Raw genomic sequence first — 21,246 nt, 5'->3', positions numbered from 1 at the left:
CCAATCATCAGCCTTCTTTCGCGGCGGAAGTATCGCCGTAGGCTTCCACAGCTTCCCGATACACCGCTTGCAATGGAACGCCGTGTTTTCGCGCCACATCTCGGCAGGATTCGAATTCCGGGGAAAACCGCGGCGTGCCATCGGGAAGATACGCCACCTTGCCTGCTACCGTGCCCCATCGGGTTTCCACGTCGGCGGATTCTCGTCTCAAGACGCGGCGTTCCACGGGCCAACGTCGCACTCCCAAGGTCGTCGTCTCGGTCAAGACCACTCTTTCGACCGCGGCCAAGTGTTCGGCTCGACACAACGTCGTCAGCCGCACGGCCGGGCGATTCTTTTTCATGTGTCCGCCGGCAATGAACACGTCCAGCGCGCCCTCCTCCAGCAAGCGTTCCACGGTATAGCCCACCACTTCGCCCGGAACGTCATCGAGGTGCGTTTCCACGACCCAAATCCGCTCCACCGAGGATTCATCGCTCGCGAGGGCGACGTCCTCGGAGGATCCGATCAGCACTCGGAGCAGATTGGCACGCTGGGGTATGTCGCGGGATCCCGCCCCGTACCCTATGCATTGTACGGTCATGGCCGGCGGAGGCCCGAAACGTCGAGCATAGCTGGTAATCAAAGCTGCCCCGGTGGGCGTCGTCAGCTCGAAGGGGACATCCGCCTCCAAGATCGGAACGCCCAGCAGGAGTTCGGCGGTCGCCGGCGCCGGGATCGACACCTCGCCGTGCTGGATGCGGATGGTACCGTGGCCCGTCGGAATGGGCGAGGCAACAACGCACTCGATCCCCAGCAGGTCCAGGCACACCACCGCGCCTACCACGTCGATGATGGAATCGGCGGCTCCGACCTCATGAAAGTGTACCTTCTCGATCGTCGTGCCGTGGACCTTGGCCTCCGCCTCCGCCAATCGCCGGAAAACAGCCTCGGCTTTGCCCTTTTGAGCGGCGGTCAAATTCGACCGATCCAAGAGTTCCAAGATATGCCGCAGGTGGCGGTGGCCATGCTCCGGCTGCGTTTCCACGCGGACGTGCGTCGCGCGGAAGCCGCCTTTGCGAACCTCCTCCGCAACCAGGCGGCAACCGGGCAAGCCCAAGGAGTCGAGTACCGACGTCAACTGCTCGAAGTCGGCCCCGGCATCCACCAAGGCGCCCAAGATCATATCTCCGCTAATCCCGCTGAAACAGTCAAAATAGGCAATCTTCATGCAGCCCGCCGTCTTCTAATGGCACGCCTAACTGGGGTGTATGCTGCGACCGGGCAGCTCCACGCTGACCGATCCCGTTTTCAGACTCGATCTTCGGGCGATGCCGAAGAGGGTACTGCCGGCCCGGCATTTGAATATAGCGTGATTCTACGCCGTGAAAGTTGATGTGCAAACCGACCGGGCTGCCGTCATGGCGGAAACGGCGACTCGCCGCGAACCTGCCGCCGGTTCGAAAACACCGTGGCGATCTTTCCGCAAGAGGACGAGCGGGAAGCCGGGGTGGAAGCAGCGTGTCACCGCTGGAAGGGGCAAGGGCGAGCGGCGATACGGCCGTGGCTGGAGAGACTAGATTGAGGACGGTTATCACGGCAGGTGAAGGCGGTACGCCGTCGGCAAGTGCGGTTTTTTTCGGAATCATCAGCATCCGATGGCCGCCCCGCAGCACTTCCGGAGTGACCGGATGATTGGTGATGAATCGTCATGCAAGACGGTGGCGGGATGCCGTTTGACGGGAGGCGGGTTAATGCACGAGCCGACGCCATGTGACGTTTGCAGGCCTTGTTCCTCAGCCCTCCTGCCAGAACGCCTTCGTGCTCGTCCTCCAGCCGGTCTCTACCCGCGAAACTGGCGAAGCGAAGTGTGAAGCAGTGCTCGGGTAGGGCTGGGTCTGAATTGGCTCCCACACTCATGTCGTTCTGTGCATCGTGTTATTGTGGCTCGGGAGCGGGGCTCGCCGAGCCGATACGCCGTGCGCGGATCTACGCCCCACCTTTCAAGATAAATACGTCACGAGCCCCTACGTTGCCAATAACGACCCAGTAATTGATATCAGCGACTCCCAGGTTCTCAGGGTCATTGACGTCGCTCACCGTTGCCTGCCAGGCGTTTTGAGAATCGGTCTGTCCCGGCCCCGGCTGCTCGATATCCAACTGTTGAATCGAAAAGGCATGTCTTCCCGTCACGGTGATCGTATTGACATTTCGGCATGAACATATCCGCCCAAAACGCGAGGCGTGATGTGCCGTCAGGAAATTCAAACCATGGACGTTGCAACCGATCACGATGTTGTCACCGTCCGTGTGTTCGTTGACTACGATCCCATGGTAATACCCGGTGACGGTTACATTGCGCAGAACGGTCCAGGCTGCGTTGTTGATTCGTGGGGTGATCAGGCCGCTCGTGCCGTGAGTCGGCTCCGACGCCCGCACGTTGTACACGCCGGTATTGATGAAAACATTCTCGAGTTTGCACTGGAGCGCGTGCTGTAAATCCACACCTCCGATCTGCGGATTGTCATACGTTCGCACTTCGAGGTTCTTCAGCACGACGTTCACGGCGGAGAAACCACCGTAAAGCGAGTCGGACGATTCTTGAACGGAAATGACGGCCGGTCCCGATTCGTCCAAACACTTCACGATGACCCCGCGGTCTTGCAGCGGAAAGTCACCGATCGTGCCGAAGACGTGCGTGGGTTCGCTTTCGCCTGCGATTTCAATCGTGATCCAACTGGGGAGAGGTCGGGAGAGGGGCGGAATCACGATTCGCCCACGGTACACGCCGTTGGGCAAGAACATCCGTCCGCCTCCCGCTTGGATGAGTGCGTCCAGGCAACGCGCAAACGCGGCTGTGTTGTCGGTCTTATCGTCACCTACCGCGCCGAAATCGAGGACGTTGAACACCCTTGGCTTGGCGGCCGCAGGTTCCGAGGGGGCGGCCGGTTCATTAGCAACACACAATCCGTCACCATGGGCCAGTAGAAAGGAATGGGTCGCCAGAACGGCGATGGCGGTCAATCCAGCAAGCAGTCCGGCAAGATTCCGCGTCTTGGTCACGATCATGCTCCTCGAGTCGGCCGCCGACGACGAGCGACGACAGGCGAGACGCGCCAAATTGCGACCCTCGCTCAAGCGAAGCCGCGGCGATGTCGGCTCAGCAAAACTGGAATACGTTGCACCAGTCCACAACCTTCGCTAAGTCTTCGCGAATCTCCCGACGTCGTGAAGTTTAACCTGCACCATTGGGATCGTGAACAATGGGGATCTGCTAGCGACGTGTCTTGTCCAGAGTCGCGGCCATCGTCTCAGGTGGAAGGGTGACTTGATGCACAAGGTCGGAGCGGAACCAAGAGTCCAATGGTCGCGAGACTGACGTTGCGGCTATTTGCATGAAGTCCCATGTCACGGTGGGTGGTAACGCCTAACCACAGGCGGCCGCGTCCCTCTTCGGGTGCCCGACCTGCGGAATCCACGTGGATTCCGGCATCGCTTTGCCGTCGTGGTTTCTTGGTCAAGCCGGCTGCATGATTGGTTTGATTGCCCGCCTACAGGTCCCAGGTCGGCGCGCTCAGCGGCGCTGCAACAACAAGCCATAGCATCCAACCGACGGATCACCGTGGCCGGCAAGCGCGCAACCGCAACCGAACCGTTGTGGACGAGCACCCGTTCCGACTTTCACCAGTCCGAAAGATGCTACGCCGACGGGTCATTCCTTCGGCTTGGGTACGAAGGGCACCGACCAGCCCGGAGTCTTGCGAACGAACTTCTGAACCCGTTTGCCGATGATGTCGCAAGCGTAGATATTCCCTTGCGAATCCAAGGCGATGCCGTGGACCCAGTTGAGCTCGCCGGGCTGTTCCTGCTCATCCATTCCCTTCGGCACGGTCCAAAGTTGCCGCAACCGACCGTCGGGATCGAATCGCATGAAGAGCTGGTCCTTGGGCGGGCAGCTAAGCACCTCGTCGGTTTCGCGCCACGACATGGGCGAGCAACCGCAGACCCAGATCTGATCGTCGGCGGTGATCCAAAATCCCCAGGGAACGAGAAGGTCCTGCCAGACGTCGAGGAGTTTTCCCGACTGATCGAAGACCTGCACCCGGGCGTTATTGCGGTCGGCAACGTAGACACGACCCTGGGAATCCACCACGACGGCGTGAGGCAGATTGAACTCGCCCGGCTGAACGCCTAACGTGCCCCATTCGCCGACGTAGCGTCCCCGGTCATCGAAATGGACCACGCGGGCATTGCCGTAACCGTCCGTAACAAAGATATGGCCTTGGGGCGTGACGGCCAAGTCGGTGGGCTTGTAAAAGTGAGTTTGATCGCAGCCGGGTTCGCCGGGCGTACCCAGGATGCGGAGTATTTTGCCGTCTTGGTCCAGCTCGAAGATGGCATGATTGCCCACGTCGCACAGCCAAACGTGACCGCGGTGGTCGATTTTGATCCCGTGGGCCAACATCCCTTCCAGGTGCTTGCCGAAGACTTCTTCTCCCCAGGTGAAGAGAAGCTTCCCCGTGGCGGCGTCATACACATGGACGGGCGGCACGGCCCGGGTATAAACCCACACACGGTCTTGGCTATCCACAAACACGGACGGCGTCTGACCCCAAACCAACTCGGCCGGGCGTTGCGGCCAGGTCGGGTCAACCTCGTAACAGGTGGAGACGGTGATCCGCGGATAAGGCGCCTGCTGGGCAATGTTGGGAACGTTTGGTTCCCGAGTTGCCGCCTCCTCGGCGACGGCAGCCGCGGTTGCGACCAAGACTGCCCAACCTGCCGCGGCACAGGTCGCCCACGTGCAGGCCGCTCGTTGCCCTCGCGCTCCAAAGACAGACGTTGCTTTCATGAGCGTCACTCCTGGTAAGGTGTTGGACACACAGGAAACGTCAACCGGCTTCCCTATTGTGCCTCGGCGACGTGGAAACTTGAAGCACGGAGGCGAATGGTCGGAAGGTAAGAGCAAGCGGACGCGGTGGAATTGACACGGTTGTCGGTCTGCCGGGCGAAAACGCTTCGCCCGTGGGAAACCGGAGATGGCCGAGTGTCGGCCGACTCTCTGTGCGATCTTGACCGGGTGCGATCTTGACCGGCGTGCCCATCACCATGCTTGCGTTCATGGAACAAGTCGTCTGCGGAAACTCCCCGAAGTCTCGCAGGATAGCTTTGCAGACCATCGCCGTGCGAGGCTATCGGCGCCCTCCGGAGACCTTGAAAATCCTAGGCTTTCCCACGGAATACTGACGTTGCAGAGGTCTCGTTCGAAATCCCGCAAATTCCTTGACACGCATTGCGGGGCGTGTATAAAAGAAATCGCTGAGTATAGCCGCGAATCGCGGAACTCGCGAGTTCGTGGCGCATTCTTCTCTACCTCAGGCTAACTCGGGCATTCGCGGGATCGGACTCGGGCACCGCTCGGCCGACGCCTGCGGATCGCCTGAAGGAGGACCGCCATGCTCAGTAGACGCCTCTTTTCACCTACTGCGGCAAATGGCGTGCGGCGACCCGGTTGTTCGGCAGCACCGCGGATCGCCAAGCCTTATGCTGTCGGGCTGACCGTGGCCGCGGTTTTCTGGGTAACGTCCGGTCTGGGCTGCCGCAAGGCCGAGCCTCCGACCCCGGCCCCGACGGCCGTGGAAGAGGTCGAAGGTCTTTCCCCGGAGCAACAGGCTCCGCCGCTCGCGGCTCCGGAGCCGGCGAAAGCGGCGACGTTCACGCTCAGCGCCCTCGATCCGGTGGAAATCTCGGCCGGCGAAGAAGTCACGCGCGAGTTGAAAGTAGAGCGTGCCGGAGTCGAAGGCGCGGTAAGGCTCGATTTTCAAAACGTGCCCGACGGAATCGTCATCACCCCCGACGAGATCGCAGCCGACGCGGATGCCGCGGAGTTGAAGATTCGCGCGGAAGACCGACTCGCGGACACGCAATCGCTCTCGGTGGTCATCATTCGAGCGAAAACCGGCGATGCCCACGGTTCTCGAAACCTCTCGCTGTCGATCACTCCGGTGGTTCTGCCGAAGGTTCAACCGCCGGTCGAGCAGTTGGTCCGCCCGGGCGAAGAAATCGTGGTGCCCGTGAAACTGGATCGCGGCCCCTGCAAACGCGCCGTCCAGATCCGCCTGGAGAATCCTCCTTCCGGCGTGAGTGCCGATCCGGTCGTCGTGCCGGAAGGATCGGAGACGGCCGAGTTGCGAATTCGCGCCGACGCAAACGCGGCGGAAGGCAGACATTCCGTCAAGCTGGCGGCGGTGATTGCCGGAAAATCATCGGGGGCGGAGTTCTCGCTGAGCGTACAACGTTCTCCTTACCGCATCAACTCGTTCCGTGTAGTAATGCTGAAACCGGGCGAAACGCAGGAGGTCGCCGTTCCCATCGAGCGCCGGGGATACACCGGGCCGATTCACTTGGAGTTCGAGAATCTCCCCGACAAGGTCTCCGCGGCGCCGCTGGACGTGCCGCCCGGCGGAACCTCCGCCAGGATCCGATTCGCGGCGGAAAAGGATGCCAAGGAGCGCGTGCGATCCGTGTACATTCGGTCCCAAGCGGGAAGCCTCAGCGCCCGGTATCCGATCATCGTGCCGGTCTCGTGGGGCGAGTCGGGCTTTCTGCCTCGGGAAATCGGTTTCGACCCGGAGATCGCCCCGCTGTTGCGACGCGGCTCGTTCGGCGGTCGATTGACGGCCCACGCCAAAGCGGCGCTTTGCGATGCCTACGGCGGCACGCCGGAATCGCAAGAGGCAATTCTGCGGGGACTACGTTGGCTGGCCGCCCACCAAGAAGACGACGGCCGATGGTCGCTCAAGAATTACGGCCGCACGATTTCCAGCTGCGATTGCCACCTACCGGACGACGCCGAAGCGGAAATCGTGGACAATGACACGGCCGGCACCGCCCTGGCCCTGTTGCCGTTCTTGGCAGAGGGAATCGGCCCCACGACCGCACCGGACGAACCCGCCGATTTGCCTCGCTACCGCAACTTGGTTCGCCGCGGGCTGACCTGGCTGATGAAGAACCAGGTCAACGATCCGCAGTCGGACAAGGACGGGCACCTCGGCGGCAACACGTATTGCCACGCCGTGGGGACCATCGCGCTCTGCGAGGCCTACGCCTTAACGGGAGATGAACGGCTGCAGTTGGCGGCGCAACGCGCCATCAAGTATCTGATGAACGCCCAACACACGGCCGGCGGATGGCGCTACGGCTTTCGCGAGGCGGGTGATATGTCGGTCGTCTCCTGGGTGTTTCTCGCGATTCGCAGCGGCCAGCTTGCGGGTTTAAGGATCGAGAGCAGCCCCCTCACCCGCGCGGCACGCTTCATTGATACCTGCGCGGTCGGCCCCGAACCCTTCAAGCTCTCGGAATACTGTTACCAACCGGGAAAAGAAGGGACCAATCCCTTGACCGCCGCCGGCCTGCTGACGCGGCAGTATCTCGGTTGGCCCAAGGACAATCCCCATCTCCAGGCCGGCTGTAAAAAGATCGCCCAAGCCCTTCCGCCCGCCGAGGGATCGAACGTGGGCCCCCTCTACTTCTACTACTACGCCACCGAAGTCCTTCACCACATGGAAGGCGAGGACTGGGACTTGTGGAACCACCGGATGCGAGAGTTGTTGATTCGCACGCAAGAAAGATCCGGTCACCGCGAGGGAAGTTGGAACCCGGCGGGAGCCGATTGGGGCAAACGCGGCGGACGGATTTACGCCACGTCCCTGGCCTTGATGACGCTTCAGGTATATTACCGGCACCTACCGTTGTATCGGCCCATCCCCCGCGGGCAGGTCTCGGGCGCGAACACAACCGCAGGCCGCTGACCGCACGTGGAACGGCACCCAGCGCGGGCATGTGGCGAGATGAGGGCAAGGCCGGCCTACTCGGCGAGCTACCAGCTCGTTCCGTTCCCCTCGGGGTCAATCCGCCGCATCGGATTCCGCCGGCGGCTCTCGGTCCCGGATTTCCACGAGTTCCAAGGGATGCTCCGATCTTGCGTCGCCGACACGGATCGCCGCCTTCCCCGACAATAGCCGATCCAACAAGTCGCCGATGAATTCGCGCCTCCAACCTTGGGCCAGCAGCGGCGGATCCTCGTTCCCCTCGCCCAAGCGGTAAGAAACCCAGTCGCGGACATCCTGGGTGCTTCCCACCAGGCCCACGGAGATATCGCCTCGGCGACAGAGGCTGCTGAGCGCCGCGAAGAGGAATTGCCCGAGCAAGGGAGACTGCGAGACGCCCTCGCGGCGTTCAGGTCGGGGAAGGTTTTCGTCGGGGACGGCCAGCGCGCGGCGAATCCTTTCCGCGATGTCGGAAATCCACGGCCGAGTGTGACGATAATTCATCCCGCGGACGGCCATGATGCGTTTGACGTCGCAAGTCTTCTTTTTGGCGAGTTCCACCAAGAGATCGTCGCGGAGGATGCGCCGGGCGGGGACGTTTTGATAGGATGCGCGTTCCTCACGCCACAGCCACAACTCCCGCAAAATCGCCAGCTCTCTGGCACCGAGGGCGCGGTGCCCGGCCAATCGCTGCCACCTTTCGCTCTCGTGCCGCCGTTGAATCTCGTGTTGATGCCGCACCACTTCCTCCCCCAGCCATGCCTGACGCCCCAGCCTCGCAAGGATGTCGTCCAACCGATCTCGCAATTGCAACAGAAACCGCACATCGTCCAAAGCGTAGACGATCTGCCATTCCGACAGCGGGCGACGCCGCCAATCGCTCTGCGTCTCGTGTTGCGGCGAGAAGTCGCCCACGTACTTTTGAATCAGATTGGTAAGCCCGCTCGGATAATCGGTGCCGGCCAGGCCCGCGGCGATTTGCACATCGAAGACGCGCGGGGGAAAGCGACCCGTCGCAAAATAGCAGAACTGCAAGTCCACCTGGCCGGCGTGAACGACCGTTTCTACGTCCTCGCCGACGACGGTCTCCCAGAAGATGCTCACCGAACCCAGGGGGAACGGGTCAATCAAAACCAACTCGTCGTCGAGAGCCACTTGGATCAGGCACAGGTTGGGATGGTAGCTATCCTCGGCGACGAATTCCGTGTCGAGGGCCAACCGCGGGCAACCCCGCAGGCCGCGACAAAACGCCTGGAAATCGTGGGGAGTCGAAATGATGCGATGCGGATGGGAAGTATTTCGGCCGCCGGCTGTGATTGTCTCCGTCACTGTAGCCCCCTAACACTGCATCCTCCAAGCACCAACCAACGGCTCCCACTGCCGCGGCGAGAGTCGATTCCGCGCCCCTTCTCGATTCTAGTACGACCGACCTTTCCCTGAAAGCCGCACGAGAGCGCGAACGACGGACGGTGCGCGCACAAATCGATAGGCGGCACGATGACCGGCGTCGGGCCCGATCGGAAGTAGTGACGGGGCCCTTACCGCAGATTAAAATATGGAAGCCGCTGCGGCGAAGAAGGTTTTGCCGGTCCTTAAACGGTCGGCGACCGGCGGCACGGTATTGCGTCCCATGCGGTGGACGCACGGCTCTCGCAGAGAAAGGCCAAGGCGATGTCACAAAACCAGGAAGCGCCGGAATCCGGAAATCCCTTGGAAGAAGCCATGTCCGCAGCGCGTGACGGCGCACCCGCGGGACAGTCCGTTCCTCCCGGACAAGAGCCTCATCGGCCGCCGCATCGAGGCGATCCCGACGTGGAACTTTGGCGCGGCCGCTATTCCGGGTGGGCCATGTTTCCCACTTGGATACTCTTGACCTTGATTACGGCCGGCGCGATTCTCTTGGCAGTGGTCATCTCGCGACGCGTGGAGTATCCCCTCACGATTTGGGCCGTGCTACTGGGCATCGTCGCCTTGCTGTGGATCTATTACCTCTTGCTCTACCTCTATCGCCGCTACACGGTCAGCTACCGTGTCACTAGCTACCGATTTTACAACGAAAAAGGGCTGCTTTTTCGCAGCGTCAATGCGATGGAAATTATCGACATCGACGACATGTCGCTCGAACAAAACCTTCTGGAACGCATGGTGGGTGTGGGCAGGGTCGTGCTCCGTACCAAAGACCCCTCCGATCCGTTCTTCGTCATCAGCGGCTTGAAAGATCCTCAAATCGCTTTCCAGAAGATCGACGGGGCGCGGCGCGACGAACGAATCCGCCGGGGAATCAACATCGCCTAGCCGGATAAAGTCCCCAGGGCTACCGCGCCGCACGCGTTCGATCCGCCGCCGCACGATAGCGGCGGCCCGCTGAGCTGTCGCCGCTTTTCGTGACGGGAAACCCGATGCTTCCGGCTTCGTCGGGAGGATCGCCTGGGCGTCAGGAGCGCCGCGGCTTGAAAATAACCGCCCCCAGCGGAGGCAGAACGAACTTAAGCGAGGCCGGCATTCCGTGCCACGGGATGGGGTCGGCTTGTCGCCCTCCGTAGTTCCCGATATTCGCCCCGCCGTAAATCGCCGCGTCGCTATTAAAGATCTCTTCGAGGTAGCAGGCCTCCGGCACGCCGATACGGTGCTCGTAACGAGGAACCGGAGTGAAATTGCAGGCAACGACCAGGTAGTCGGCGGGATTCTTCCCGCGGCGGATGTACGCGAGCGTACTTTCCTCCCAATTGTGGCAGTCGATCCACTGGAAGCCCTCCCAGGTGAAATCCTGCTCATGCAGGGCCTTTTCGCGCCGGAGCAGCCGATTCAGATCCGCCACGCACCGCTGGACGCCCTGATGCGTTTCCCATTGCAAGAGGTGCCAATCCAGAGAGTGTTCGCAGTTCCATTCCCGCCACTGCCCGAACTCGCCGCCCATGAACAGCAGCTTTTTGCCGGGGTGGGTCCACATGTAGCTGTACAGCAAGCGGAGGTTGGCGAACTTCTGCCACAAGTCGCCCGGCATTTGGTCGAGTAATGCCCCCTTCCCATGCACGACCTCATCGTGCGAGAGCGGCAGCACGAAGTTTTCGTGGAAGGCGTAGATCAAGCTGAAGGTCAACTGATCGTGATGGTACTTGCGATGGATCGGTTCGCGCCGCATGTAGCTGCGCGTATCGTTCATCCAACCCATATTCCATTTCATGCTGAACCCGAGCCCGCCGTGATGCGTCGGCTTGGAAACGCCGGGCCAGGCCGTGGATTCCTCGGCGATCGTCAACACTCCGGGAAACTGGAGATGCACTTGCTCGTTCAGCAGCTTGAGAAAGGCGATGGCTTGCAGGTTCTCCCGGCCGCCGAATTCGTTGGGGATCCAGTCGCCCGGCTGACGACTGTAATCGAGGTACAGCATGGAGGCGACGGCATCCACGCGGAGGCCGTCGATGTGGTATTTATCGAGCCAAAACAGGGCATTGGCGATGAGGTAGTTTCGAACCTCGTATCGGCCGTAGTTGAAGATGTGCGTGCCCCAATCGCGGTGCTCTCCCTGTCGGGGATCGGCATGCTCGTAGAGCGCCGTGCCGTCAAATTGCCGCAGTCCGTGGCCGTCGCGGGGAAAATGCGCGGGCACCCAATCGATGATCACGCCGATGCCGTGCCGGTGCAAGTAATCGACGAAGTACATGAAGTCTTCGGGCGTGCCGTATCGCGAGGTCACCGAATAGTACCCGACCACCTGGTATCCCCAGCTTGCGGTCAGGGGGTGCTCCGCCACCGGCAACAACTCCACATGGGTGTACCCCATCTGCTTGACGTACTCGACCAACAGCGGAGCGATTTCGCGGTAATTCATCCAGCGATGGGGATCGTCGCCCGGCCGCCGCCAACTTCCCAAGTGCATCTCATAGATCGCGACCGGCTCCTCCAGCCAGTTCCGCGTCTTACGGCCATCCATCCAGGCGTCATCCTGCCAGCGATAGCGGCTGAGATCGTAGACGCGCGAGGCGGTCCTGGGGGGCACTTCGGCCCAAAAACCGAAGGGATCGGCCTTCTCGAAGACCTGATCGTGATGCCGAATTTTGAACTTATAGAGGTCGCCCTGCTTCAAGCCCGGCACGAAGAGTTCCCAAAAGCCGCTGGGGATGTGCTTCCGCATCAAGTGGCCGCGACCGTCCCAACCGTTGAAATCGCCGACCACGCTGACCCCGGAGGCATTGGGCGCCCAAACGGCGAAATTGACGCCTTCCACTCCGTTGCGCACGCACAACTGGGCACCCAGCTTGTTGTAACAACGCCAATGCCGGCCCTCGCCTAACAAGTACAGATCGAAGTCGGTCAGCATCGGCGGAAAAGCGTACGGGTCTTGCATGATGATCTTCTTGCCGCTTTCCTCTGCTACTTGAAGCAGATAGTGAGGAGCGCTGCCGTTGATCGGGCAAACCGCCTCGTACAGGCCCGCCGGGTGAATGCGGCGCATCGGTCGGGGCGTCCCCTCGTGCGCCAGATCAATCACCCATGCCTGCTGGGAACGGGGCAAAAACGCGCGAATCGCCATCGCTTGGCGGTCCGCCTCCTGAATCGGATGCGGCCCCAGGATTTCGAACGGGTTCTCCAGCCTTCCCTCCACCAGTTGAGCGACCTGCTCCAATCCCAAGGTGCTACGCACGGATACCTCCTTGCTTTCCATATTCTCAAAGCTTACCCACTTATTGCATTTATCTCAAATACCTCAAAGCACGCGTGCCACCCCAAAGAGTCGCATTCGCCCTCGGGCCGGCACCGTTCGCTTTTGTTTCGTGTGCCGCAGTCGCGTCTTCATGCCGACCAGGTCTCCCGGCTAAGCCGAGCGGCAGCATGATCGCGGCATCAGCCCAACCGATCGGCCATGTCCCGCGCGCTGATCAGCCCCACGGCATCTTTGCCCCCACCCGCGTCCGACCGTGCATCACCCCGTCTGCATTCGTTTTTTGTCTTGCCGGGGAGGGCAATACAAACAAACCTCGTTCCTGAAGAGACAGCAGCCCTTCACGAACGGCGGTCAAGACCGCGACCCAGACGCGGTCCCCCAATCGACGCGACGTTACCGGTTCCGCAATCGACCGACTGCCGTTAAGTCTCTTTCCTTGGACCGAACGGGGGTCGGCCTGAGAGCGAGCGCGTCGGCCGGATGCTCGACCGGCTGAGTGGTGAGGCGGGTCCAACCTGAGGATGCGGCAATCCACCGTGTGGAATTGTAGGGCACGATCCACCCGTTTCCATAGGTCATGATTTTTGACCGGCACCCGATACTGGAAACACTCCCATTCCCACCCATTTTCGCGCCATTCGGGAAGACCCCGCAGCAGTCCCTCGCGAATGTAACGATTGGTCGTGAGGATCGTGACGTGGGACGGCTGGTTGAGCGATTCCAAAGCCCGCACCAACGTCAGCAATTCCAACCGCTCTCCGGCTGCATGCGGCTCGATATCTTCGGCCGTCATCTCGTCGTACCCATCGGGGGTACGCAAAGTGAATCGCCATCGGTGCGGATCGCCGGCCACCCCGGTTTGGCTAATCAACATGAAGTGGTTTAGGCCTTCGGAGTCCGTTGCTCGTCCCAGCGGATTGAACCCAATCATGGATGCTTCGTCCTCGCGAGCCGCCTACACGGGCGGAGCAAAGTCCATTATCCAGCCGTACCGACCTGACGAAGGTTCCCCCGGCGCGTTGCGGCGCCTAAAGGGATATCAAGGCGCCTAAAGCGATATCAATACGTTGGGGGGCGGCCGAATCCGCCCTCGCTTCGACGGCCAAACGGCGTGCGTTCAATTCTTCCTCAATACCCTTATCGTCCCATGCTTCTCAAGTTATCCATCCTAGCCAGTGAAGATTCCTTGCGCTGACAGCGGTCTCGGCCCTCAATAATTCCGAAATACCGGTTTCTAAGCATTGCGACGCGCCGAAGATTGGACGCAGTCCCGCGTTCCGAATTAAGAGGGGGTGATGCGGACCCGTCGACGATCGCCCTACGATCGCCAGTTACCATTTTCGCCATCCGAAACGTATTTCGCGCGAATTGCCGACCTCCCGGCTTGATGTCCTTCCTTTGAAACTGGAAAAGTCTGCATTTTGACAAGGCCGACCGAATCAACGGGAAAAGAAACCGGCTCCATCGACTGGGTTTCACCCACTACGTGGAGGGGTTATGAAAGGCACTCAGGTCTCTTCGACGATCCCCAGAGATGGGGCGTTGACCGCGATTAGAAAAATCGCTGGACACGGAAAAAAGCGTCGATATCATAGAAGGTGAACGGGAAATCAATCATCGCGGTGCCCGTTCCATCGGCCTCTTCTCTGTTCCGGCCCCGTCGTCTCGCTGAAAATTGCGAACGGCGGGGTTTTTCTTTTCGCTTGTGTCCCCGAGGCATCCGTCTGATGGACCATCCCCCCGAATTACCCCTGTCTGGTGAGGATGACGCCGCAACCGACTTCCGCGGCATTGCACTTGGAATCGGCGATCGTCAGGCCGAAACCCGGATGAAAGTAAGCCCCGAAATGCCCGCGTCCTTGTGCCGCCGGGTATCAGTTTGTTAATCTCAAACTCATCGGCGGCGAACGCGGCACCGAATGTCGCCTGCTCATCCGAGCGGCATCCGGTCGGCTCCGGCTGAGGCGTGTGCCGCCGCTTCGTGTCCAAGCGTAATCGTGCTTGCCCGCCTTCGAGAAAGTAGGGGGGAACGTATGGCAATCTCCTCGAGCGTAGCATGGAAGCTGGAGCATACGATCGCCACGTGCGGCGGCCCAAGGCGGCTGTGGCGACTCGATGCGCGGCACCCGGAGGAAGGCGTCTCTCTGCACTATTCAGGCGAAGATTCATCGACGGGGGATGCCGAACCGCGGGCTACGGTCTTCGGGCTGTCCCTGGAGGGAGGATCGGCGCAGCCCCTGCGACTGTCCGATGTTTTTGCCAAGGCCAACCACCTCTACACGCGCTACGAGGATTGGACGACCGGCAACCCTCGCGAAGGTTTGGACATTCATGTCGGTTTGACCGCCGGACGGGTTGCGGCAGTGGGTTGTGGGGAAACCGACCTTTCGAAACAAACAGAAGAGGAAGAGTACGTCTTGGAAGCCGTCATCAGTGCCAAGACGGAGAATCCGAGCGTGCAGCGCGACGTACGGATCGCCTTTCGGGGGCGGGCCGAGGAGATCGGGTGGCAGCGATGCACGGTGGATCCAAGCGGCCGGCGTACGGCAACCATCCCACTTTCGGCCCACCAGGAACCCTCCAGTGACAAGGCGGCGGAATCGGCGGGTGTCACGGAGTTCTCGCTTCCCGTCGTTGCATTATCCGGAGCACCCTGCGTCTTGGGGCTATTGGTTCATCCGGCCGGGATCCGCCCTCTCAAACAGGTCGAGCCGATCGCCCCTTGGACGCTCGATTTCCGGAACGGAAGCTTCCGCCTCGTCTATCGCTTGTTCCCTTTATGCCTGGAAAAGGGCGTCACGGTCCGTAGCATATTTCAATTGCTGCTGCTTCGCCGGGCGAACGCGGCGGAACGTTTGACCGAGGCGGCGAGGGGGTTTCTATCCTCCCCTCCGTCGCTGACCGAGGCGTAATCTCTCGGGGGGGTTGGGTGGTTGACGCCGTTCGCGTCCACTAGCATAGGGTATCCCTACGACGATCGCCTGAAGTGGCATGTCGAGATCATCCGGTCACACGAATTCCGTGCAACCGCGATCGGCAGGCCGCAAGCGTGGAGGACCTTCCGTACGGTTCGAGGCGGCAAACGACCCGTCTACCGCGCTGGGACCGAGTGGGCATTCCCCTGCGGCTCGCATAGGTCTCGAAACGGTTCTTACCCCCATGGAGCGAATGACATGACGCCATCGACGTTCCCAAGCGAGAACTTTCTATTGGAGCACGAGACTGCGGTACGCCTGTACCACGAGTGCGCCAAGGACATGCCGATCCTCGACTACCATTCGCACCTTTCGCCGACATTGATCGCCGAGGATCATCGGTTCGCCAACCTGACCGAGCTTTGGCTACGGGGGGACCACTACAAGTGGCGGGCCATGAGGGCCAACGGCGTCCCCGAGTACTATTGCACCGGCAACGCCTCCGACTATGAGAAGTTCCTGAAGTGGGCGGAGACGGTACCCAAGCTCCTGCGCAATCCCCTATTCCACTGGACGCACATGGAATTGCAGCGGCCGTTCGGCATCACGGATCGTCTGCTCAACCCCGAAACGGCGGCGGAGGTTTGGGAAACGTGCAACGCCAAACTGGCTCTGCCGGAGTTCTCCTGCCGCGGCCTGCTCCGCTACTTCAACGTGACTTTGGTTTGCACCACCGATGATCCCACGGACGATCTCCAGGCTCACCGGAAAATCGCGGAGGACCCCAATTTTCCGGTCCAGGTGCTACCCACCTTTCGCCCGGATCGCGCGATGCTCCTCCAACATCCGGAAAGGTTCCACGTTTGGGTGGATAAACTGAGCGAGGCTTCCGGGATCGAGGTCAAGGACTACACCACCCTCATCGAGGCCTTGCGGAAACGTCACGATTATTTCCACGAACACGGTTGCCGCCTCTCGGATCACGGCATCGAACAGTTCTTCGCCGAGGACTACGAGGAGGCGGATCTCAACCGCATCTTCCGAGAGGTGTACAACAATCAGGCCGTGTCGATCGTGGACCGCGCCAAGTTCAAGTCGGCCGTCCTCTACGAATGCGCTTTGATGAACTACGAGAAGGGCTGGTCGCAACAGTACCACGTCGGCGCCTTGCGGAATGTCAACTCCAAGATGTTCGAGACTCTCGGTCCGGATACGGGTTTCGACGCCATCACCGACATCAATCTGGCACGCAACATGACGCGGTTCCTGGATCGCCTGGAACGGGCGGGAAAATTGTCGCGGACCATCGTGTACAACTTGAACCCCGCCGTCAACGAAACGACGGCCTCCATCTTGGCCTGCTATCAGGACGGCAGCGAGCCGGCCAAGATGCAGTTCGGAGCCGCGTGGTGGTTCCTCGATCAGCGCGACGGCATCTTGCGACAGCTCGAGACGCTTTCCAACTTCGGGCTGCTGAGCCGATTCGTGGGGATGCTGACCGACAGCCGATCGTTCCTTTCTTTCACACGGCACGACTATTTCCGCCGCATCCTGTGCAATCTGTTGGGCGGGGAGATGGATCGCGGACTCCTACCCCGTGACTTTGCCTTGGTCGGTTCGGTGGTGCGCGACATTTGCTACAACAATGCCGCACGGTACTTCGGCTTCCGCGCCCCCACGCTGGGATCTCAGGTCGCCGCCGAGGCCAAGTAAGTAAGGCCTTGCGGAAACAGACAGCGCGGCAACTCCTTGTGAGCGGCCGCGCTCCGTCGTAGTTTTCCCGGGGTGTTGAGTTCCGGCCTACGCCGGGCTATCGTGTAGCATCAAAGCCGCCGATTGTTCCCGCCCGGACCAACGTCTTTTTAACGCGGAGGACTCTCTCATGTCCCGCCTTCTGGTTGATGTCGGTTTTCGGCCGTTTCGACCGGCACTTCGGCACCCGGCGGCACGGTCTGGTGTCGCGCTGTTGTCGGTTGCGGCGGCGTTCTTCGCGCTCCCCTCCTTGGTCCTCGCCTACAACCCACCGGTGGACAAGGCGGAGGGTGTCACGGTGCGTATCGAGGCCCCGGAACGGATCGAGCAGGCGGGGGATCCGATCGACGTCGCCGTCATCGTGGAAAACGCCGGAGAGGGGCCGATCGCCGCGAATCTCCGCATCGGCCTGATCGACGGCTGGCAAGCCGATCCCGGCGAGTTCGCCGCGGTTAGTTTGCCCGCAGGCGAATCTCGGCGACTGACCGCACGCGTGCAATCCGCCGCGGACAGCTACGCCGCCCATTATCCGATCCACGTCTGGGCGACGGTCCGCCGTCCCGACAAGCCCTAACTGAAACTGCATCCCATCGCGATTCTTGTCGTCGACAAAGCGACGGGCGGCCGGACGCGCCGGACGAGTGAGTGGAAGCCGATCGTCCTTTCGCCGAATAGCGCGTTCGCCCTGGAGCAATCCGCCACCCGCCGCGCGGTGATGCAGGTCTTCGGGAAGCCGGTGGAAGTCAGTGAACTCGGTTGGAGCGGTAGCCATCCTCAACACTCCGGCAGTCTCAACCGCGTCGATTTGACGTTAGAGAACGAGACGCGGCCGTGCCTCGGTATTCATCCGCCGTGGCGGGACGGACAAACGGGAACCCTCGCCGCTGAATTCCCGATCCACTTGCCCGAAGGTACGCCCGCCACCTTGGATTTCTCCCTTGGTATGACCCCGGAAGGGCAGAGCGACGGCGTGACGTTTCGGGTTCGCGTCGTTCCGTGGGATGCTCCGGATGGGGCGTGGGGCGAGATCGTTTGGGAGCGGCACACGGCCGCCAAGACCTGGGAACGCCATCGCGTGGACCTCTCGCAATACGCGGGCAAGCCGGTGCGACTGCAATTGGAGTCGCATCCCGGCCCGAAGAACAACACAGGCTGGGATTCGTCCTTCTGGGCGGAACCGACGCTGGTCGTCGGCAACCCGCCGCAACCCGATCAGTCGCCGCCGGCGTGGGATCGCGCCCTCACTGTGGGAAGCGGGACGGTAGCCGGGCTGGATTGCGAATATCGTGTGCTTCCCGGTAACCGCGGCCTCTTGGACGCCGCCGTGGGCTTTGTGACACCCCAACAGACCGTATGGTTCCGCGGATTCCAGATCACGGTCGACTCCGCCCGATTGGACGGCTTTCGGTCGGCGTTGACGCTGCAAAGCGTCGATCTTGAAAAACCCGCAGGCGTGGGAACTCCGCTGAGAGCGAGACATCATTTCGTCGGCCAAGATTGCGAATTCGACCTGATCGGGGAACTCGCGGCGGTCGGCGGCGTCTTGACTGCGAGTTTTCGCGTGGAGAATGCCACGGAACCGAAACCGTGGCGACACATTCACATCGAGGATGCCGCCGTGGGATCCTGGAGCCTTCCGCTGGAAAAGCTGTTCGCCGGCCACGGTAACGTCGTGGTTCAACCGGAGCGGTACCGTCTGGGTTTCGACGGCCACCGGTTGTCCACCTCGTTCGTGGGCTTCGAATTCACGCCGCGGCTGAGTGTGATTCAAGCCTGCGACGTCCCGCCCAGTTATCTCGACGTGATTCCGGCTGAGCGTCATTTCTCGCTTCACGCGTCGCCCGATGTTCGCTTCACGTTCATTCCCGCCGCCGACGCTTGGGAGGGCGTCAAAAAATGGCGCGATGTGAACGGCTTGCGGCCCGCCGGAGGAGTGCAACAAGCGGCCGGACGATTCGTGTTCGACCTTTGGGGCGGGCGGTACCGCGACAGCGCCGACGAGCTTCGACGGGCCTTCCGTTACGGTTTGACCGATAGCATGGTCATTTGGCACAACTGGCAGCGATGGGGATACGACTATCGTTTGCCGGAAATCTGCCCTCCCAATCCCCAACTCGGCAGCCTTGAGGACTGCCGTTATTTGATCGAATCCTGTCGTCAGGCAGGCGTTCTCTTCGCCCTTCACGATAACTACATCGACTTTTACCCCGATGCCGAGGGCTTCTCCTATCGGGAACGGATCGCGTTTCACTCCAATGGAACCCCCGTCCGGGCGTGGCTGAACGAAGGCCGGCAAGCCCAGTCCTACCGCTATCGGGCCGATCAAGTCGAACCCTTTTTGCAGGCGAATTTGCGTTGGATTCGCGAAAACCTCGCGCCCACCGCTTATTTCATCGACGTGTGGAGCAGTATCGAACCGTACGATTACTGGACTTCCGACGGCCGGTTCTTCGATCGCGTCTTTACCCGCGACAGTTGGGGAAATCATTTCGCCTGGATCCGTGAATTGCTGGGAAACAACGCGCCGCAAATCTCGGAGAGCGGCCACGACCAATTGATCGGCTGGTTGGACGGTGCGCAGACCAATCACTTGCGGGTGGGCAATCCCTTCCCGGGCTATTACCAATGGTCGGTCTGGAACTGGGAATGCCGCGACGCGGAACGGGTGCCGTGGTTCGATGCCGCGCACCACGACCGTTTCGTCCTCCACGGGGCCGGTTACGAGGGACGCTACGCCGCCGGATTGGACACCCGGCTCCACGGCATGTATAGCGACGATTACATCGCGACCGAGGTCCTGACGGGCCACCCTGCCATGGTCTCCCGCCCCTTCGGTGAAGACGTCGTGCGAAAGTACTGGCTGCTGTCTCCTCTCATGCGGGCACTGGCTTTGGACCGAATCGAGTCGGTCGAATTCGTCGGCGGAGACATCCACCGGCAGCATGTTCGCTGGCAGCGCGGCGGCGAGGTTTGGTGCAATCGCGGAGAGAGCGACTGGGAAGTGCAGGGCACCGTGCTGCCCCAATACGGATTCCTGGCCAAGGTCCCAATCCCCTCGGCCGGGGACAACTCCGAATCGCAATTCGTCGAAGCTGCCATCCTCCGACGCGACGGCATCATCGTCGAATACATGCACTCGCCGGAATGGCTGTACGTCAACGGACGTAAGAGCTACGGCGGCGTCCTCCCGGCGCGTCCCCTGGCCGGTGCATTCCGCGATTTGGGCGAACGGCGATTGGAATTGCAGGTCGATTGGCAGCTCCGTCGCAGCCTCCCCGATCATTACGTCCTCTTTGCCCACTTCTGCGACAGGGAGGGCGAAATCGTGTTCCAAGGAGGTCTCGAACCGCGGCGCCCCGACGGTCCGGTCCCGGGCACCGTGTCCACCGTAATCCGCACCGTCGTGCCCGAACAGCTCAAGCCGGGCGACACCGTCGAACTGCGGATCGGGGCCTACGATCCGCGGAACGGTCGCCGACCGGTCCTTGCAGGTCCCAGCGATGAGGGGAATCGAATCCGCCTGGGAACCTTGGCCGTGGGTGAGGGCGGCAAGCTTACCTGGACCGCCCAAAGCACCGAAGACCCGTTGCAAGCCAGGATGAATGCCGCGGGGAAGGTCATCGACTTCGGAGTCGTCCGGACCACCCAAGGGCTTCGGATTACCCGTGAGGGCGACGGCGTCCGGGTCACCGCGCTGCCCCATCCCCAGGACACCGTCGAGGCGGAGATTCGTCTGGACAAGCTCTGGGGCGGCCCCGTGCAGCGCGTGCGACTTGTCTATCACGACGAGGGCGGACAACAGGTCCGGAGCGAAAACCTCGACCTACCCACGAGAGGGGCGGTCTCCGTGAAGATTCAACCGAATGAATTCGACTGCTTGATCAAAAGGCAAAATTGACGATGTAACAGGCAGTGTGCCAGGAGTTCGCTTTCGACCGGAAGGCGTTTTTCGGGTCGCGGGTTACAAACGGGGACGCATTTCTGTGAAAAGAACGCGAACCTCCGTCAACCTACGGTTGTCTCGCCAACATGGGTAACACCTGATTTCGCGCCGGGAGGACCTTGGGAAACGGCGCGGCGGCCTGTTCCGCGGCAAATCGACTTT

The 21,246-nt window shown here is 61.2% G+C and carries 12 protein-coding genes; 6 read left to right on the top strand and 6 right to left on the bottom strand.

Annotated elements, in window-relative coordinates; all coding sequences use genetic code 11:
* Nucleotides 1-7: 7 nt before the first annotated feature.
* The 3 genes from larC to ACZ5B4_RS00455 all read right to left on the bottom strand — a co-directional run bounded on the left by larC (nt 8) and on the right by ACZ5B4_RS00455 (nt 4,831).
* The gene (larC, locus tag ACZ5B4_RS00465) at nt 8-1,210 is read right to left on the bottom strand and encodes a nickel pincer cofactor biosynthesis protein LarC (RefSeq protein ID WP_464912473.1); all 1,203 of its coding nucleotides are present in this window, start codon (nt 1,208-1,210) and stop codon (nt 8-10) included.
* 758 nt (nt 1,211-1,968) lie between these two features.
* Nucleotides 1,969-3,042 (bottom strand): glycosyl hydrolase family 28-related protein, encoded by a 1,074-nt coding sequence (locus ACZ5B4_RS00460; protein WP_464912472.1) that lies wholly within the window; start codon nt 3,040-3,042, stop codon nt 1,969-1,971.
* Nucleotides 3,043-3,691: 649 nt separating this feature from the next.
* Complete coding sequence (locus ACZ5B4_RS00455) at nt 3,692-4,831, bottom strand: peptidyl-alpha-hydroxyglycine alpha-amidating lyase family protein (RefSeq protein WP_464912471.1); 1,140 nt, start codon at nt 4,829-4,831, stop codon at nt 3,692-3,694.
* A 604-nt stretch (nt 4,832-5,435) separates the two neighbouring features.
* On the opposite strand from ACZ5B4_RS00455, the gene ACZ5B4_RS00450 reads away from it, so the two are divergent.
* Complete coding sequence (locus ACZ5B4_RS00450; protein ID WP_464912470.1) at nt 5,436-7,790, top strand: hypothetical protein; 2,355 nt, start codon at nt 5,436-5,438, stop codon at nt 7,788-7,790.
* A gap of 96 nt (nt 7,791-7,886) precedes the next feature.
* Here ACZ5B4_RS00450 and ACZ5B4_RS00445 read toward each other — a convergent pair whose 3' ends face one another.
* Nucleotides 7,887-9,137: a ribonuclease D gene (locus ACZ5B4_RS00445; RefSeq protein ID WP_464912469.1), complete on the bottom strand. Its 1,251-nt coding sequence runs from the start codon at nt 9,135-9,137 to the stop codon at nt 7,887-7,889.
* A 342-nt stretch (nt 9,138-9,479) separates the two neighbouring features.
* Between ACZ5B4_RS00445 and ACZ5B4_RS00440 the strand changes: the two genes are divergently transcribed.
* A complete protein-coding gene (locus ACZ5B4_RS00440; protein ID WP_464912468.1) occupies nt 9,480-10,103 on the top strand; it encodes a PH domain-containing protein in 624 nt (207 codons plus the stop codon).
* 139 nt (nt 10,104-10,242) lie between these two features.
* On the opposite strand, the gene glgB is transcribed toward ACZ5B4_RS00440, so the two are convergent.
* Together glgB and ACZ5B4_RS00430 are read right to left on the bottom strand one after the other, a co-directional pair.
* The gene (gene glgB, locus ACZ5B4_RS00435; RefSeq protein WP_464912467.1) at nt 10,243-12,453 is read right to left on the bottom strand and encodes a 1,4-alpha-glucan branching protein GlgB; all 2,211 of its coding nucleotides are present in this window, start codon (nt 12,451-12,453) and stop codon (nt 10,243-10,245) included.
* Between the two features lie 235 nt (nt 12,454-12,688).
* Nucleotides 12,689-13,405 (bottom strand): RNase H family protein, encoded by a 717-nt coding sequence (locus tag ACZ5B4_RS00430; protein ID WP_464912466.1) that lies wholly within the window; start codon nt 13,403-13,405, stop codon nt 12,689-12,691.
* A gap of 1,102 nt (nt 13,406-14,507) precedes the next feature.
* Between ACZ5B4_RS00430 and ACZ5B4_RS00425 the strand changes: the two genes are divergently transcribed.
* The 4 genes from ACZ5B4_RS00425 (at nt 14,508) to ACZ5B4_RS00410 (ending at nt 21,039) form a co-directional block, all read left to right on the top strand.
* Nucleotides 14,508-15,386, top strand: a complete 879-nt coding sequence (locus ACZ5B4_RS00425; RefSeq protein ID WP_464912465.1) for a hypothetical protein — start codon at nt 14,508-14,510, stop codon at nt 15,384-15,386.
* A 261-nt stretch (nt 15,387-15,647) separates the two neighbouring features.
* On the top strand, nt 15,648-17,102 hold the full coding sequence (uxaC, locus tag ACZ5B4_RS00420; protein ID WP_464912464.1) for a glucuronate isomerase: 1,455 nt from the start codon (nt 15,648-15,650) through the stop codon (nt 17,100-17,102).
* A 169-nt stretch (nt 17,103-17,271) separates the two neighbouring features.
* Nucleotides 17,272-17,715, top strand: a complete 444-nt coding sequence (locus tag ACZ5B4_RS00415; RefSeq protein WP_464912463.1) for a COG1470 family protein — start codon at nt 17,272-17,274, stop codon at nt 17,713-17,715.
* A 162-nt stretch (nt 17,716-17,877) separates the two neighbouring features.
* Nucleotides 17,878-21,039, top strand: a complete 3,162-nt coding sequence (locus ACZ5B4_RS00410) for a DUF5696 domain-containing protein (RefSeq protein WP_464912462.1) — start codon at nt 17,878-17,880, stop codon at nt 21,037-21,039.
* Nucleotides 21,040-21,246 lie beyond the last annotated feature (207 nt).

The sequence above is a fragment of the Thermogutta hypogea genome, assembly GCF_055386265.1.
This window is presented reverse-complemented; position numbering and strand designations above follow the sequence as displayed.